Below are 15,434 nucleotides of genomic sequence, written 5' to 3' on the forward strand. Positions count from 1 at the left end.
AAGGGGAATGCGGCGCCGGACGGTGCGCGGAGGACACGGGCCGGGCGCGGGCCCGGGTCCGCGCCGTATAAGAGGGCTTCCCATGGGACCTGTCTCCGGCACCACGACCCGCAGGGTGTTGCTCGCGTTCGGCGCGCTGGTGGCGCTGTTCGCGGCGGCGTCGGGCTATGCGCTCGGCCGGCTGTCGGACATCCACGCGGGCACGCATGCGCTGCGCGAGGCGGGCGGCCGGGCGCGGGAGGCGCGCGAGCTGGCCACGGCGGTGCGGGACCAGTACGCGCACCTGGCGCACACCATCATCCTGGGCAACGACAGCCACCGGCGCTTCCACACGGAGGCCCGCGCGCGGGTGGAGGCGCTGACGCTCAGGCTGGCGGAGCAGGCGCGCGACGCGGACGAGCGCGCGGCGGTGGCGGACATCCAGGCGTCGGGCGACGCGCTGGACACGCTCTACCGGGACACGCTCCTGCCCGCGGTGATGGCGAAGGACGCTCCCGCGGTGGAGGCGGCGCATGGGCGGGCGCTGGAGTGGGTGTCGCGCATCCAGGCGCGGGTGGACGCGCTGACGGCGGACTCAGACGCGTCGATGGCGGCCTTCGAGTCACACGTGGGCGCGGTGGAGCGCGACAGCTTCCGCTGGGCGCTGCTGCTCTTGGGCGGGGCCACGCTGTTCGCGGCCGGGGTGGGCGTGTACATCGGCAACTCGGTGGCGCGGCCGGTGGCGCGGCTGTCGGAGGGCGCGGCGCGGCTGGCGCGCGGAGACCTGGACGTGCGCATCCCGGAGGATGACCCGGGGGAGCTGGGGCACCTGGCCGCGCAGCTCAACCGGATGACGGGCGCGCTGCGGGAGCACCAGGCGCGGCTCGTCCAGCACGAGAAGCTGGCGGGCATCGGCCGGCTGGCGGCGGGCGTGGCGCATGAAATCAACAACCCGCTGGGCGTCATCCTCGGGTACGTGCGGCTGTTGCAGCGGCGGGCGGAGGGCGCGCTCGCGGAGGACCTGCGCGTGGTGGAGGAGGAAGCGGTGCGCTGCCAGGACATCGTGGAGGGGCTCCTGGACCTGGCGCGGCCAGGGCGCGGGCCGCTGGAGCCGGTGGCGCTGCGCGACGCGTGCGAGGAGGTCGTCTTGCGCCTGCGCGAAGCCACGCGCCTGGGCGCGGCGGCGGTGGAGGTGCACGGCGAGGGCACCGCGTGGGCGCAGGCCTCGCGGCTGCGGCAGGTGCTGCTCAACCTGGTGAAGAACGCGGCGGAGGCGGCGGGGGAGGGAGGACGGGTGGAGGTGCGCATCGCGGTGGACGCGGACGGAGCCTCGCGCGTGGCGGTGTCGGACTCCGGGCCCGGGGTGCCGTCCGACGCGCGGCTGTTCGAGCCGTTCTTCACGACGAAGCCCTCCGGCACGGGGCTGGGGCTCGCGGTGAGCCAGGCCATCGCGGAGGCGCACGGCGGCCGCATCGACGTGGACGCGGGGCCCCTGGGCGGCGCGCGCTTCACGCTGTCGCTGCCCGCCCCGTCGCGCGAACAGGAGGCGGCGGCATGAGCGACGCGAAGCCCTCGGTCCTCGTCGTGGACGACAAGGAGAACATGCTCAAGCTGTTCGCGCGCATCCTCGGGGACGCGTACGCGGTGACGACCGCGCCCGACGGTGTCCAGGCCCTGGCCCTGCTCTCCGCGCGCGCGTTCGACGTGGTGGTCACCGACATCCAGATGCCGGGCGCGGATGGCTTCACGGTGCTGCGCGAGGTGAAGCGGCGCGCGCCGGACACGGAGGTCCTCCTCGTCACCGCCTACGCGAGCATCCCCAAGGCCGTGGAGGCCATCAAGGACGGCGCGTACGACTACCTGTCCAAGCCCTTCGACCCGGACGACGTGGCCCTCGTCGTCGCCCGCGCCCTGGAGCGCCAGCGCCAGCGCCGCGAGGCCCGGGGGCTCGCCGCCCGCGTGGCGCGCATGCCGGACTTCCACGGCCTCTTCGGCACCAGCCCCGCGCTCCTGAAGACGCACGCGCTGCTCGCGCAGGTGGCCTCGCGCGACCTCACCGTGGTGCTCACCGGCGAGACGGGCACCGGCAAGGAGCTGGCCGCCCGCGCGCTGCACCGCGAGAGCCCGCGCCGCGACAGGCCCTTCGTCGCGGTGAACTGCGGCGCGCTGCCGGCGGAGCTCGTGGAGAGCGAGCTCTTCGGCCACGCGCGCGGCGCCTTCACCGGCGCGACGGGCGCGAAGGCCGGCCTCTTCGAGGAGGCCCACGGCGGCACGCTCTTCCTGGACGAGGTGGGGGACCTGCCCCTGCCCGTGCAGGTGAAGCTCAACCGCGCGCTCCAGGAGAAGGAGGTCCGCCGCGTGGGCACCACCACGCCGGTGACGGTGGACGTGCGCGTGGTCGCGGCCACGCACCGGGACCTCGCGGAGGAGGTGGCGCAGGGACGCTTCCGCGAGGACCTCTACTACCGGCTGGGCGGCGTGACGGTGCGGATGCCCGCCCTGCGCGAGCGGCGCGAGGACATCGCGCTGCTCGCCATGCACTTCCTCGCCGCCGCGAACCGGCCGGAGCTGGAGGGCTTCACGCCCCAGGCCCTCCAGTCCCTCTCCGCCGCGCCGTGGCCCGGCAACGTGCGGCAGCTCCAGAACGCGGTGGCGCGCGCGGCGGCGGTGGCGGCGGGCCCCCGCATCACCCCGGAGGACCTGCCGCCCGAGCTGGGCACGGCGCGTGCCCCCGCGGCCCCGGGGCCGCTGCCCGCGGAGGCACTGGCGAAGCAGCCCTACCGCGAGGCGGTGGACCGCGTGCGCGACGCCGTGTCGCGCGACTACCTCACCGCGCTGATGCAGGAGTTCTCCGGCAACGTCACCCACGCGGCCGAGCGCGCGGGCATGGAGCGCGAGAGCCTGCACCGCCTGCTCAAACGCTACGGCGTGCGCACGGAGGACTTCAAGCGCGGGGACTGAAGGCCGCTAGCGGGGCTCGTGCTGCGCGAGCACCTTGTCCAGCGCCTCCGCCTGCGCGCGGACGTCCGCGTCCGTGTCCTTCATCGCCTTGGCGGCGTGCGTCCGGGCCCTGGCGGCCTCAGTCTTCGCCAGCGCCATGGCCATACACAGGTTCGCCTTCGGGTGGTCCGGAGAGGCCGCCAGCGCGGGCTTGAGGACGGCCGCGGCCTGTTCATCCTCCTGCTTCTCCAGGTGGAACATGGCCAGGACACAGGCCGGCTCCGCCGCCGTGGGCTGCTGCCTCAGCGCCTCCTGCAAGAGCTCCGTGGCGAAGCCGCGCTGGCCGTGGCCGTCCATCGCGAAGGCCATCGCGTGGAGCTCCTCCACGGAAGCGTCCCCCTGCTTCTTCGCCTGCTCCACCAGACGCTGCGCGTTCTCGAAGTTGCCAGCGCGCAGTTCCTTGATTCCTTCGGAATACAGGTAGTTTCCCACGGTGTCCTCCAGTGCACCACGCGGTGCGTTGCACGCATTCTGCGCGACTTCAGGCGATGATCCGCAACTTTGGGGAGGCGGTTTCCGAAAAATCGAGAAGACTTCTCCCCCCAGGCTCCCATGATCATCCGCAACAACCCCGTCCGCCAGCCGCTGACCTCCGGTACGGAGTCCACCGCCGCGCGCCCCGCCCCCACCGCGCGCAACGTGGTGAAGGACTCCTTCTCCTCCGGCACCACCGCCGCGCAGCGCACGGGCGCCGTCACCGGCGCGCCCCCGGGCGACCACGGCAAGCTGATGAGCGAGTACCTCACCGGCGCCCGCCCGCCCCCGGCGGACTTCGAGAAGGTCATGGGCTACAAGCCCTACCCCATCCAGACGAAGCACGGCCAGCGCATGCAGGATCCGCACGGCTACGCGTCCGTCCCTGGCAAGATTGGCCCGGACAAGGAGTTCGACCCGGCCGCCAAGACGCACGACTACGGCTACGACCTGCTGCGTTACTACGACCGCAAGGGCACGCCGCTGAAGCCGGAGGCCCGCAAGGCCGCGGACGCGCAGTTCCGCAAGGACATGTTCGACTACGCGAACGACCAGAAGGGCACGATGGACAAGTTCAAGTACCGTGCGTGGGCGCAGATCTACGCCACCGCGGTGGAGCTGAACTCGCGCGTGCAGGGCTACGGCCCTCCGTAGTCGCGAAGGAGCCGCATGCAGGCTGAAGGGCCAGACGCCGCGGGGCTGCCCCCGGACTGCGAGGAGGTGGTGGCGGCGCTCCTGGCCCACCAGCGCCGCTTCCTCGCCTTCGTGGAGCGGCGCGTGGGCAGCAGGGCCGTCGCGGAGGACCTCCTCCAGACGGCCTTCGCCCGCACCCTGGAGAAGGGCGGGGCGCTGAAGGACGGCGAGGGCGCGGTGGCGTGGTTCTACCGCCTCTTGCGCAACGCCCTCGTGGACCACCACCGCCGGCAGGCCGCGGAAGGACGCGCGCTGGAGGTGGAGGCGCGCGACGCGGACGGCGCCACCGACGACCTGGAGCTCAAGGGCGCGGTGTGCGCGTGCCTCACGGACCTCTTGCCCACGCTCAAGCCCGAGTACGCCCAGCTGGTGCGCCAGGTGGACCTGGAAGGCCGCGCGGTGCCGGACGTGGCGCGCGAGGTGGGCATCACCGCCAACAACGCGGGCGTGCGGCTGCACCGCGCGCGGCTGGCGCTCAAGCGTTCGCTGGAGCGCGGCTGCGGCGCGTGCGCGGCGCACGGCTGCCTGGACTGCTCCTGCAAGCCCCGCCGCTGAGCCGGCCGGCCGCTCAGCTCAGGGGCAGGTCGCCGCGTCGTCGTTGGCGTCGATGTTCACGCCCGCCACCGGGTCGCCCTTGAACACGCTCGCCGCGAGCGCGGTGGCCCGGCACGTGGGCAGCTTCGGGTTGTCCACGACGACGAAGGCGAGCGTCACGCGCGCCAGCTCCGGCAGGCCGAAGTCCGTGAGCGCCGTGTTGCCCTGGAGGCTGAGGAAGTCCAGCTCGCGCAGCAGCGCCAGGTCACCCAGGTTCGTCAGCGACGGGTTGCCCAGCGCCTCCAGGGTGGTCAGCCGGGTCAGCTGGCGGAAGCCCTCCAGGGACGTCAGCGCGGCGTTGCTCACGGAGGACACCGTGGTCGCGCTGCGCAGGCGGGGCAGGTGGTGCACGCGCCGCAGCTTCTCGTTGGCCTTCACGATGAAGCCGTCACCCACCCGCTCCAGCGCGGGCATGTCCCCGGCGCTCACCAGCTCCTTGTTGCCCTGGATGTAGATGCGGTCCGCGGAGGCAAGGTGCTCCAGGCCCGTCGTGTCCGGCAGCCGGGGGTTGCCGACGAGCTCCAGCGTGCCCACGGAGGTGAGCTGGGCCAGCGGGTGGAGCACCTCCATCAGCGCGTTCGCGCTCAGATTCAGCGTGCCGTCCACGCGCGTGAGGTGCTCCAGGCCGAAGGGGCCCCCCATCGCGGAGTTGTTCGTGAGGTGCACGTCCCCGTGGACCTGGGCCAGGTTCACGAACGGCGTCCGGTCCATCCGCAGGTGGTTCTCGATGAAGAGCGACCCCCGGAGCACGGTGACCTGGGGCAGCAGGCCGGGTTCCACCATCGCGTTGTTCGCGCGGAGGGAGACGCTGTCGCGGGGCATCACCGCCGCCAGCCCCTCCAGCGTGGGGAGCATGGGGTTGTCCTCCACGAGGAGGCTGCGCTCGACCCACAGGATGGCGCCCGACGCCGCCGTGCCCAGCGCGAGCGCGTCCAGCCGGGCGTTGGAGCGCACCGCCACGTCGCCGCCCACGAAGCGCAGGGCGGGCAGGGACAGCCGCCGCAGGCTGGCGTTGCCCCGCGCCGTGAAGCTCCCCTGGATGACGGCCAGCGAGGGGAGGGAGGCGTCGGCGAGCGTGGGCGCGGAGATGGTCAGCTCGCCCCGCAGGTGGGTGACGCCCTCCAGCGCGACCAGGTCCGCGGGGTCCGCCACCACGAAGTTCCCGTCATGCACGCGCGTGGCCTGGCACACGTACACCGCCGACGCGTAGCCGTCGCGATCCGGCTCACCGTCGTCGTCGCGGTCCAGGAAGACGTCCACGCGCGTGCCACCCCGGGAGCAGTTCGGCCCCGCGGGCTCGGCCTGCTGACGGAGCTTCAGGTCGGCCGCGTCCAGATTGCAGACATGGTCGGTGGCCTCGATTTCGGATGTCGTGAGCGCGGAGTCGCCGTCCAGGTCGAGGCCGGCTTCCAGCACGGCGCCTCCACCGTCGTCGCCGTCGCACGGCGCGGTGAAGGCCGGCAGCGCGCGCACGCGCGCCAGGACGGGGGCGGACTCGTCGCAGGCGTACACCTCCTGGGAGATCTCCGCGTCCTCCAGCAGCCCGTTGGCGTTGGCGTCATGGCCCGCGTGCGACAGCTGACCGCCCTGGGGGCACCGCGCGCCCGGGGCCACCGGCCGCACGCGCAGGAGCACGTTGGCGACCGAGGTGGCGCAGACGAAGTCGGCGAGGGCGACCTCTCCGTCGTCGAGCTGGCCGTTGCCGTTCCGGTCCAGCCCGGACTCCACGGCCTGGCCCCCCAACTCGCAGTTCACGCCGTGCGGCTCCGCCCGCGCGCGGGTGCGGACCTTGGGGAGGGCGGCGTCGCAGACGTACTCGGTGGCGGTGACCTCCGCGTCGTCCAGCTGCCCGTCGCGGTCCTTGTCGAGGCCGGTCAGGACCGCGTCCCCGCCAAACTCACAGTGCTCGCCAGGGGGCTCCGGGCGCACCCGGGTCTTCGCGTCGCGCTGGGTGATGTCCGACAGGTCGATGGCGTCGCAGCCGCTGACGAACAGGGCCATCGCCACCCCCCACGTCCCCCACATGCGTCGCATTCGATGCCCTCTCTGGTCGGGCCCCGACCGTGCCTCCCAGGCCATACGGAGGGAGTGGATTTTTCTGGCTGTTTCGCCGCGGGTCCCATGCGGCCGGCCGCGCAAGCTCCCGGAACTCCAGGCTGCCGGGGCTGCCTCCTACCGGAAATGCCCCCGGCGGACAAACCCTCCCGGCCGCCTGGTGCCCTGCCTTCCAGTGGAAGGAGCGGGGCCGCGCGGGGGGCGTCAGGGGGCGGGTTACGCATGTGTAAGAGCGCACCGGGTGCCGCGTTGGCCCGGGGAAAGGAGGCTCCACCATGACGCATTCCCATCCCCATTCCCCTGCCGCCCCCTCTCCCCAGCCGCCCCCCGCGACGGAGGGAGGGCCGGCCATCGACCCCGTGTGCGGCATGGAGGTGGACCCGCGCGCCCCCCGGGGCGGCAGCTGGGAGCACGAGGGCCACACCTGGTTCTTCTGCGGGCAGAAGTGCCGCCAGCGCTTCCAGGCGGACCCCGGGCACTTCCTCCAGCCCCGGACGCCGCCACCTCCGGCCGCGCCGGGCGCCGTGTACGTGTGCCCCATGGATCCAGAGGTGCGCCAGGACGCGCCAGGGGCCTGCCCGAAGTGCGGCATGGCGCTGGAGCCCGAGGCGCCTCCCGTCCTCCAGACGCGCGTCGAGTACACCTGCCCGATGCACCCGGAGGTGGTGCGCGATGGGCCGGGCACCTGCCCGAAGTGCGGCATGGCGCTGGAGCCGCGCACGGTGACGGTGGAGGAGCCGCCGGATCCGGAGCTGCGCTCGATGACGCGGCGGTTCTGGGTGGGGCTGGCGCTGAGCGTGCCGCTGATGCTGCTGGGCATGTCGGACATGCTGCCGGGCCAGCCGGTGCAACACGCGCTGTCGCCCGCGGCGCTCGTGTGGGCGCAGCTCGCGCTGGCGACGCCGGTGGTGCTGTGGGTGGGTGCGCCGTTCTTCCAGCGGGGCTGGGCATCGGTGCGCAACCGGCACCTGAACATGTTCACGCTCATCGCGCTGGGCGCGGGCGCGGCCTACGTCTTCAGCGTGGCGGCCACGCTGTTCCCGCACCTGTTGCCGGAAGGCGCGCGCACGGGGCACGGCGGCACCGTGCCCGTGTACTACGAGGCCGCCGCCATCATCCTCACGCTGGTGGCGCTGGGGCAGGTGCTGGAGCTGCGCGCGCGCCACGCGACGTCCGGCGCGCTGCGGGCGCTCCTGTCCCTGGCCCCCACCCTGGCGAGGCGCATCTCGGACGACGGCCACGAGGAGGACGTGCCGCTGTCCCAGGTGCACGTGGGATGGCGCCTGCGCGTGCTCCCTGGCGGCAAGGTGCCGGTGGACGGCGAGGTGCTGGAGGGCGCGAGCGCGGTGGACGAGTCGCTCGTCACCGGAGAGCCCGTGCCGGTGGAGAAGGGGCCGGGCGCGAAGGTGACGGGCGGCACGGTGAACGGCACGGGCACGCTGGTGATGCGCGCGGAGCGCGTGGGCCAGGACACGCTCCTGTCGCGCATCGTCCAGCGCGTGGCCGAGGCGCAGCGCACCCGCGCGCCCATCCAGCGGCTGGCGGACCGCGTGGCCGGCGTCTTCGTGCCCGCGGTCATCGCGGTGGCGGTGGTGACGGCCGGGGTGTGGGCGGTGTGGGGCCCGGAGCCGAGGCTCGCGCACGCGCTGGTGAACGCGGTGGCGGTGTTGATCATCGCCTGCCCGTGCGCGCTGGGGCTGGCCACGCCCATGTCCGTGATGGTGGGGACGGGGCAGGGCGCGCGCATGGGCGTGCTCATCCGCGACGCGGCGGCGCTGGAGCGGATGGCGGCGGTGGACACGCTGGTGGTGGACAAGACGGGCACGCTGACGGAGGGCAAGCCGCGCCTCGTGACGGTGGAGCCCGTGCCGGGCGTGGACGCCTCCGCGCTCCTGCGCCAGGCCGCGAGCCTGGAGCGCGGCAGCGAGCACCCGCTGGCCGCCGCCCTGGTCGCGGGCGCGAGGGAGCGGGGCGTGTCCCCTTCAGGCGTGGAGGGCTTCCAGGCCGTGCCGGGGCAGGGCGTCCGGGGCCGCGTGGACGGACGCGACGTCGCGCTGGGCAACGCGGCGCTGATGCGGAGCCTGGGCGTGGAGGTGGCGGCGCTGATGGAGCGCGCGGAGGCGCTGAGCGCCGAAGGCCAGACCGTGGTGCTGGTGTCGGTGGACGGCCGCGCGGCGGGGCTCCTGGGCGTGGAGGATCCGCTGAAGCCGTCCACGCCGGAGGCCCTGGCGAGGCTCAGGGCCGAAGGCCTGCGCGTGGTGATGCTGACGGGCGACAGCCCGACGACGGCGCACGCGGTGGCGCGCAGGCTGGGCATCACGGAGGTGATTGCCGGCGTGCAGCCGGACGCGAAGGGCGACGCGGTGAAGGCGCTGCAGGCCCAGGGGCGCGTGGTGGCCATGGCGGGCGACGGCGTGAACGACGCCCCGGCGCTCGCGCGGGCGGACGTGGGCATCGCCATGGGGACGGGCACGGACATCGCCATGGAGAGCGCGGGCGTGACGCTGGTGAAGGGCGACCTCCGGGGCATCGCTCGTGCGCGCGGGTTGAGCCAGGGGGTGCTGCGCAACATCCGGCAGAACCTCTTCTTCGCCTTCGTCTACAACCTGCTGGGCGTACCGCTGGCGGCGGGCGTGCTGTACCCCGTCTTCGGCCTGCTCCTGAGCCCGCTGTTCGCGAGCGCGGCGATGAGCCTTTCGTCGGTTTCCGTCATCGCCAATGCCCTGCGGTTGCGGCGGCTGTAGACCTGGTCAGGGGCTGTCGGCCAGCCGTGCGCGGGGGACGGGATGGTGGCGCACCGGCGCGTGCCCACTGTCAGGCCCGAAGTCCCACGGCCCGAAAGGAAGCCCACCATGGCGAACGCCGAAGCGACGCGAAGCAAGGACGAGATGCGCGAGTGCATCGACCACTGCATGGCCTGTCACCGCATCTGCATGGAGACGCTGGCGGACTGTCTGAAGCGGGGAGGCAAGCAGGCCGAGCCGAAGCTCCTCCGGATGCTGATGGACTGCGCGGACATCTGCGAGACGAGCGCCCGCTTCATGATGCGGGGCTCGAACATGCACTCGCGCACCTGCTTCGCCTGCGCGGAGGTGTGCGCCGCCTGTGCGACCCTCTGCGAGCAGATGGGCAACGACGCGATGATGAAGGCCTGCGCGGAGGCCTGCCGCCGCTGCGAGGAATCCTGCCGGAGCATGAGCGGCGGGGTGATGGCCCAGCCCATCAACCCGGAGGCCGCCCAGCGCGCCGCCGACCTGCCCGCCTGAAGGGGGCGTGCACGGAAGCCCGGGCCCATTAGACTGGGCGCATGAATGCCCGCGAGGAGGGGCGCGCCCCGGGTGCGCCCCCCAGTCACATCTCCGTCGTCCGGCTTCCCCACTCCTGGTTCATCCTCTGCACGTCGCGCGAGCTGGGGGACAAGCCGCTCGCGCGCACGCTGCAGGGCACGCCCCTGGTGCTCTTCCGGGGCGAGGGTGGCAGGCCCGGCGCCCTGGTGGACCGCTGCCCGCACCGCAACGTGCCCCTGTCGCTGGGGCGCGTGAAAAACGGGCAGCTGGAGTGCGGCTACCACGGGTGGCGCTTCGACACCGGCGGCCAGTGCCGGCTCATCCCGGGCCTGGTGGGCGAGCCCGAGGCCCGCTCCCGCTGCGCCGCTTCCCACGCGACGCGCGAGCAGGACGGCTTCGTCTGGGTCTACTCCTCGCCCGGCGTGGAGCCCACGACGGAGCCCTTCCGCTTCCCGCTGCTGGACGCGGCGGACTACACCACCGTGCGCCGGGTGCTGCGCGCGCCCGGGTCGCTGCACGCGGTGCTGGAGAACACGCTGGACGTGCCGCACACGGCCTTCCTCCACGGCGGCCTGTTCCGCACCGCGGAGAAGAAGAACGAGATCGACGTGGTGGTGCGCCGGAGCGCGGACCGCGTGGAGGCGGAGTACCTGGGCGAGCCCGCGCCCAAGGGGCTCGTGGGGAGGCTGCTCGCGCCGGGCGGCGGGGTGGTGCAGCACTTCGACCGCTTCCTGATGCCCTCCATCGCGCAGGTGGAGTACCGCATCGGGGAGAAGAGCCACATCGTGGTCAACTCCGCCATGACGCCGGTGAGTGACTGGGACACGCTCGTGTACGCGGTGGTGACGGTGAAGCTGCCCGTGCCGCGCTGGCTGCTCAAGGCCGCGGTGCCCTTCGTGCTGCCGGTGGGCCTGCACATCTTCGGGCAGGACGCGCGCATCCTGGAGCGGCAGACGGACTCCATCCGCCGCTTCGGCACGGAGGCCTACGCCTCCACGGAGATTGACGTGCTGGGGCCCAGCATCCTGCGCCTGATGCGCGCCCAGGAGCGCGAGCGCACTTCTCCGCCCCCCGACACGGTGCACGAGACGCGCGTGCGCATGCGCACGTGAGGCTTCAGCTGGCCTTGGGCGTGGGCCGGGGCTGCACGAGCTCCGTGGAGAAGTAGCGCTCCATGCGGTCCGGGAACACCGTCACCACCTGGGCCTGCGGGCCCAGGCGCTTCGCCGCCTCCACCGCCGCCGCGTAGTTGAGGCCGGAGGACGGGCCCACCGGGAAGCCCCGGCGGATGAGCGCCCGCGCGGTGCGCATGGCCAGGTCGTCCGACACGTCCAACTCCACCCGGCCCGGCATGTCCGCCTCGCGGTACAGCCGCGACAGGCCGTCCACCACGCCCGGCACGCGCGCGCTGAAGCTGCAACACTCGATGTCGCAGCCCAGCCCGGAGATGGGCCGCGCCACGAAGGGCGTCACCGGACAGCCCGCCTCCGCGAACGCCTGGTACAGCCCCACGATGGTGCCGCCCGTGCCCACGCCGCTCACCACGCCGTGCACCAGGCCGCCCGGCACCTGCGCGAGGATTTCCTGCCCCGTCCACACGCGGTGCGCCTCCGCGTTGTCGGGGTTCTCGAACTGGCGGGGCGCGTAGCCGCCGCGCTCCTTCGCCAGGGCCTCCGCCCGCGCGATGGCGCCCCGGATGCCCTCCGCGCGCGGCACCAGCTCCACCTCGCCGCCGTAGGCGCGGATGGCGATGAGCCGCTCCTCCGTCACGCCCTCCGGCATCACCGCCGTGAAGCGGCACCCCATCTGCGCGCTCGCCAGCGCCATGGCGATGCTGGTGGAGCCGCTGGACGCCTCCACCACGTCGCCGCCCGGGCTCAGCTCGCCCAGCCGCCACGCCTTCTCCAGCATGTACCGGGCGATGCGGTCCTTGGTGGACCCGCTGGGGTTGAGGAACTCCAGCTTGCACCAGATGGTGGGGCCTTCCGGGTCCAGCCGCACGGGGACGAGCGGCGTGGGCCCCACGGCCTGGAGGAAGCGGCCATCAGCGGGGAGCGGGCGGCAGGGAGGGCGCATGGGATATCCCTATCGCGAAAAGCGCTGGCGGGGGAGTTGCCCTGTCGTCCAGCGAGCTTCGGCGGACGCCCGTTCCCCTGGCTGTTCCGTCGGAGAAGACATTTTCCCGTGTGCGACACTTGGCGCGCCGTGAGCCAGCCATTACGAAGGAGGCCACGGCTTCCCTTCCGCACGCATGCCTTCCGCACCCATCATCCTCAACGTCAACGACGACCTGGCCAGCCGCTACGTCACGTCGCGCGTGCTGTCCCTGTCGGGCTTCCAGGTCCTGGAGGCGGGCACGGGCGGGGAGACGCTGGCGCTCGCGGACGAGCAGACCGACCTGGTCATCCTGGACGTCCGCCTGCCGGACATGAGCGGCCTGGAGGTGTGCCGGCGCCTGAAGGCCTCCCCGCGCACGCGCAACGCGCTGGTGCTGCACCTGTCCGCGCAGGCGGTGGGCCCCGGGGACCGGGCCCAGGGGCTGGAGCACGGCGCGGACGCGTACCTCGTGGCGCCGGTGGACCCGGAGGAACTGGTGGCCCAGGTGCACGCGCTCTTGCGCCTGCGCCGCGCCGAGCGCGAGGTGCGCGTCCTCTCCGACCAGGTGCAGCAGCAGCGCCGCCTCCTGGAGCTGGCCATGGCGTCGGCGGCGGACCCCATCGCGCTCTATGACGGGGACGGGAAGCTCATCTACGCCAACCAGGCGGTGGCCGCGTCGCGCGGCTCGCACCACGTGCACATCCCGGGCAGGAGCATGGACGCCATCCGCGTGATGGATCCGCAGCTGGAGCCCTACGCGAAGTCCCTGGACGCGGCTCGGCGCACGGGCCAGGTGCAGCGCGGCCGCGTCACCCTGTCCTCGGACAAGGGCACGCGGCACTTCGAGTACACGATGTCGCCCGCCACCGGGCCCACGGGCGCGGTGGAGGCGGTCATCGCCACCGGCCAGGACGTCACGGAGCTGCGCAACGCGGAGGACTTCCGCGAGCAGTTCCTCGGCATCCTGGGCCACGACCTCAGAAACCCCCTCAACGCGCTGTCCATGTCCGCGCAGCAGCTCCAGCGCCAGGGCGAGCTGTCCGACCGCCAGCGCGTCTTCACCGAGCGCATCCTCACCAGCGCCGAGCGCATGGAGCGGATGATCCGCCAGCTGCTGGACTTCGCCCGGGCGCGGCTGGGCGCGGGGCTGCCGGTGGTGCGCTCGCGCTGCGACCTGTTCGACGTGGTGCGCGGCGCGGTGGACGAGTCGCGCGCCAGCCAGCCCCACCGCGAGGTGATGCTGGACATGCGCGGCGACGGGCGCGGCGCGTGGGACGCGGACCGGCTGGAGCAGGTGGTGACCAACCTGGTGTCCAACGCGCTCAAGTTCAGCCCGCCGGAGACGCCCGTGCGCGTGAGCGCGGAGGGCCTGGCGTCGGAGGCCGTGCTGCGGGTGCACAACCTGGGCGTGCCCATTCCGGCGGATCAGCTGCCGCACGTCTTCTCCGCATGGCGCCGCGCCGGCCGCAGCGACCGGGAGCGCGGTGCGGCCGGAGGACTGGGGCTGGGGCTCTACATCACCGACCAGCTCGTGAAGGCCCACGGCGGCACCGTGCAGGTGAGCTCCACGGAAGCCCAGGGGACGACCTTCACGGTGCGGCTGCCGCGAGGCTGAAAAAGCTACGGGTTTGACGACTCGTGGACGGAAGCGTTGCGTCGACCCTTCCGGATGCGCAGGGGCGCCCCCACCCTGGGGGGCATGGTCCCATCCGAAAAGCAAATCTTCGCCCAGAGCGTGGAAGCCCTCTTCGTGCGTGCGTTGGGGCCGTACCTGACACGTGACGGACGCCAGAAGCTCAAGGCCGCCGGCCTGAACCTCTCCGAGCCGCTGCGCCCCCACTACTCGCTGGAGCAGTGGCGCGCCTTCCTGGACGTGGCCGCGCGGGACGTCTTCCCCGGCCAGCCCCTGGAGACGGCCTACCTGGAGCTGGGCGCCCGCTACCTCAAGGGCTTCCAGCAGACGTCCGTGGGGCGGGCGAGCATGCAGCTCGTCACCCACCTGGGCCCGCGGAAGACGCTGGAGCGCGTGCCGTACAACCTGCGCGCGGGCAACAACTTCAACGAGGTGCGGGTGGAGGAGCTGTCCACGGAGGACGCCACCCTGTGGGTGAAGGACGTGCTGGCGGACAACCCCTTCTTCGCCTGCGGTTTCCTCGCGGAGACGCTGCGCGCGTCGGGCGCGGGCTCACCGGAGGTGAAGCCCATCGCCTTTGACGGGACGGCGGCGACGTACCGGCTGACGTGGTCGCAGGCGAAGTCGCAGCGCCCCGCGGGCACGCTGGCGCCGGTGCGCCGGCTCTACGGGTAGCGCACGGGCGCGGGCGGATCATCCGGCGGCAGGGGGATGAACTCCGTCTCCTGCGGCACCGCGGCGAAGCGCCCTTCCTTCCAGTCCGCCTTGGCGGCCTCCAGGCGCTCCTTGGAGGACGACACGAAGTTCCAGAAGAGGTAGCGCGGGCCGTCCATGGGCTCGCCGCCCAGGAGCATCATCCGCGCGGAGGACTCCGCCTTGAGGATGATCTCGCTGCCCGGCTTGAACACCAGCAGCTCGCCGGGCTGGAAGCGCGTGCCCTCCACCTCCAGGGTGCCTTCCACGAGGTAGAGGCCCCGCTCCTCGTATTCCGCCGGGAGCTTCAGGCGCGCTCCCGCCTCCAGCTTCGCGTCCGCGTAGAAGAGGTCGGAGTGGGCGCGCACGGGGGACCTGCCGCCGTGCACCTGGCCCGCGATGACGGTCAGGTGGACGCCCTCGCCGTCGATGACGGGCAGCGTGTCCGCGGGGTGGTGGACGAAGGCGGGGGCGACCTCCTCGTGCTTCTTGGGGAGCGCGACCCAGGCCTGGATGCCGAAGAGGCGGCCACCGGCGGCGCGCGTGTCCGGGGCGGTGCGCTCCGAGTGGGCGATGCCCTGGCCGGCGGTCATCCAGTTCACGGCGCCGGGGCGGATGGGCTGCACGAAGCCCAGCGAGTCGCGGTGGAGGATTTCACCCTGGAAGAGGTACGTGACGGTGGACAGGCCGATGTGCGGATGGGGGCGCACGTCCAGGCCGCGGCCCGGGTCGAAGTCCGCGGGGCCCATCTGGTCCAGGAAGATGAAGGGGCCGACCATGCGGCGGCGCGCGGAGGGAAGGGCGCGGCGCACGTGGAAGCCGTCGCCCAGGTCGCGCACGCGCGGGACGATGAGCGTCTCCAGCGAGGGCGGGGGCTCACGGCCCTGCAGGTCTTCTTCCCAGCTCATGGTGTGGCTCCTTTTCGAGAG

The 15,434-nt window shown here is 73.1% G+C and carries 13 protein-coding genes; 9 read left to right on the forward strand and 4 right to left on the reverse strand.

All coding sequences use genetic code 11. The features are described 5' to 3' along the window. Positions 1 to 82 precede the first annotated feature (82 nt). Together NR792_RS31900 and NR792_RS31905 are read left to right on the forward strand one after the other, a co-directional pair. Complete coding sequence (locus NR792_RS31900) at positions 83 to 1,537, forward strand: ATP-binding protein (RefSeq protein WP_375756486.1); 1,455 nt, start codon at positions 83 to 85, stop codon at positions 1,535 to 1,537. Further along, the gene (locus NR792_RS31905; RefSeq protein ID WP_375756487.1) at positions 1,534 to 2,940 is read left to right on the forward strand and encodes a sigma-54-dependent transcriptional regulator; all 1,407 of its coding nucleotides are present in this window, start codon (positions 1,534 to 1,536) and stop codon (positions 2,938 to 2,940) included. The genes NR792_RS31900 and NR792_RS31905 overlap by 4 nt, the downstream gene beginning before the upstream one ends. A gap of 6 nt (positions 2,941 to 2,946) precedes the next feature. Here the strand turns inward: NR792_RS31905 and NR792_RS31910 are convergent, their stop codons facing one another. Beyond that, the gene (locus NR792_RS31910; protein WP_375756488.1) at positions 2,947 to 3,411 is read right to left on the reverse strand and encodes a hypothetical protein; all 465 of its coding nucleotides are present in this window, start codon (positions 3,409 to 3,411) and stop codon (positions 2,947 to 2,949) included. A gap of 120 nt (positions 3,412 to 3,531) precedes the next feature. Here NR792_RS31910 and NR792_RS31915 point away from each other — a divergent pair, with 120 nt between their 5' ends. After that, entirely contained in the window at positions 3,532 to 4,107 is a 576-nt protein-coding gene (locus NR792_RS31915; protein ID WP_375756489.1) for a hypothetical protein, read from the forward strand. A gap of 15 nt (positions 4,108 to 4,122) precedes the next feature. Beyond that, the gene (locus NR792_RS31920) at positions 4,123 to 4,701 is read left to right on the forward strand and encodes an RNA polymerase sigma factor (RefSeq protein WP_375756490.1); all 579 of its coding nucleotides are present in this window, start codon (positions 4,123 to 4,125) and stop codon (positions 4,699 to 4,701) included. A gap of 18 nt (positions 4,702 to 4,719) precedes the next feature. On the opposite strand, the gene NR792_RS31925 is transcribed toward NR792_RS31920, so the two are convergent. Beyond that, complete coding sequence (locus NR792_RS31925; protein ID WP_375756491.1) at positions 4,720 to 6,774, reverse strand: hypothetical protein; 2,055 nt, start codon at positions 6,772 to 6,774, stop codon at positions 4,720 to 4,722. A 296-nt stretch (positions 6,775 to 7,070) separates the two neighbouring features. Here NR792_RS31925 and NR792_RS31930 point away from each other — a divergent pair, with 296 nt between their 5' ends. The 3 genes from NR792_RS31930 (at position 7,071) to NR792_RS31940 (ending at position 11,194) form a co-directional block, all read left to right on the forward strand. After that, entirely contained in the window at positions 7,071 to 9,539 is a 2,469-nt protein-coding gene (locus NR792_RS31930) for a heavy metal translocating P-type ATPase (protein WP_375756492.1), read from the forward strand. Between the two features lie 108 nt (positions 9,540 to 9,647). After that, positions 9,648 to 10,061, forward strand: coding sequence for a four-helix bundle copper-binding protein (locus NR792_RS31935; RefSeq protein ID WP_375756493.1), 414 nt, complete (start codon positions 9,648 to 9,650; stop codon positions 10,059 to 10,061). A 41-nt stretch (positions 10,062 to 10,102) separates the two neighbouring features. Further along, positions 10,103 to 11,194 (forward strand): Rieske 2Fe-2S domain-containing protein, encoded by a 1,092-nt coding sequence (locus NR792_RS31940; protein ID WP_375756494.1) that lies wholly within the window; start codon positions 10,103 to 10,105, stop codon positions 11,192 to 11,194. Positions 11,195 to 11,198: 4 nt separating this feature from the next. Here the strand turns inward: NR792_RS31940 and NR792_RS31945 are convergent, their stop codons facing one another. Continuing rightward, on the reverse strand, positions 11,199 to 12,158 hold the full coding sequence (locus NR792_RS31945; RefSeq protein WP_375756495.1) for a PLP-dependent cysteine synthase family protein: 960 nt from the start codon (positions 12,156 to 12,158) through the stop codon (positions 11,199 to 11,201). Positions 12,159 to 12,333: 175 nt separating this feature from the next. Here NR792_RS31945 and NR792_RS31950 point away from each other — a divergent pair, with 175 nt between their 5' ends. Further along, complete coding sequence (locus tag NR792_RS31950; protein ID WP_375756496.1) at positions 12,334 to 13,794, forward strand: ATP-binding protein; 1,461 nt, start codon at positions 12,334 to 12,336, stop codon at positions 13,792 to 13,794. 84 nt (positions 13,795 to 13,878) lie between these two features. Then, positions 13,879 to 14,487, forward strand: coding sequence for a DUF2378 family protein (locus tag NR792_RS31955; protein ID WP_375756497.1), 609 nt, complete (start codon positions 13,879 to 13,881; stop codon positions 14,485 to 14,487). On the opposite strand, the gene NR792_RS31960 is transcribed toward NR792_RS31955, so the two are convergent. Further along, positions 14,478 to 15,413: a pirin family protein gene (locus NR792_RS31960; protein ID WP_375756498.1), complete on the reverse strand. Its 936-nt coding sequence runs from the start codon at positions 15,411 to 15,413 to the stop codon at positions 14,478 to 14,480. The genes NR792_RS31955 and NR792_RS31960 overlap by 10 nt on opposite strands. Between the last annotated feature and the right edge of the window lie 21 nt (positions 15,414 to 15,434).

Source organism: Corallococcus exercitus (assembly GCF_042231735.1).
Classification (GTDB): Bacteria; Myxococcota; Myxococcia; order Myxococcales; family Myxococcaceae; genus Corallococcus; species Corallococcus exercitus_B.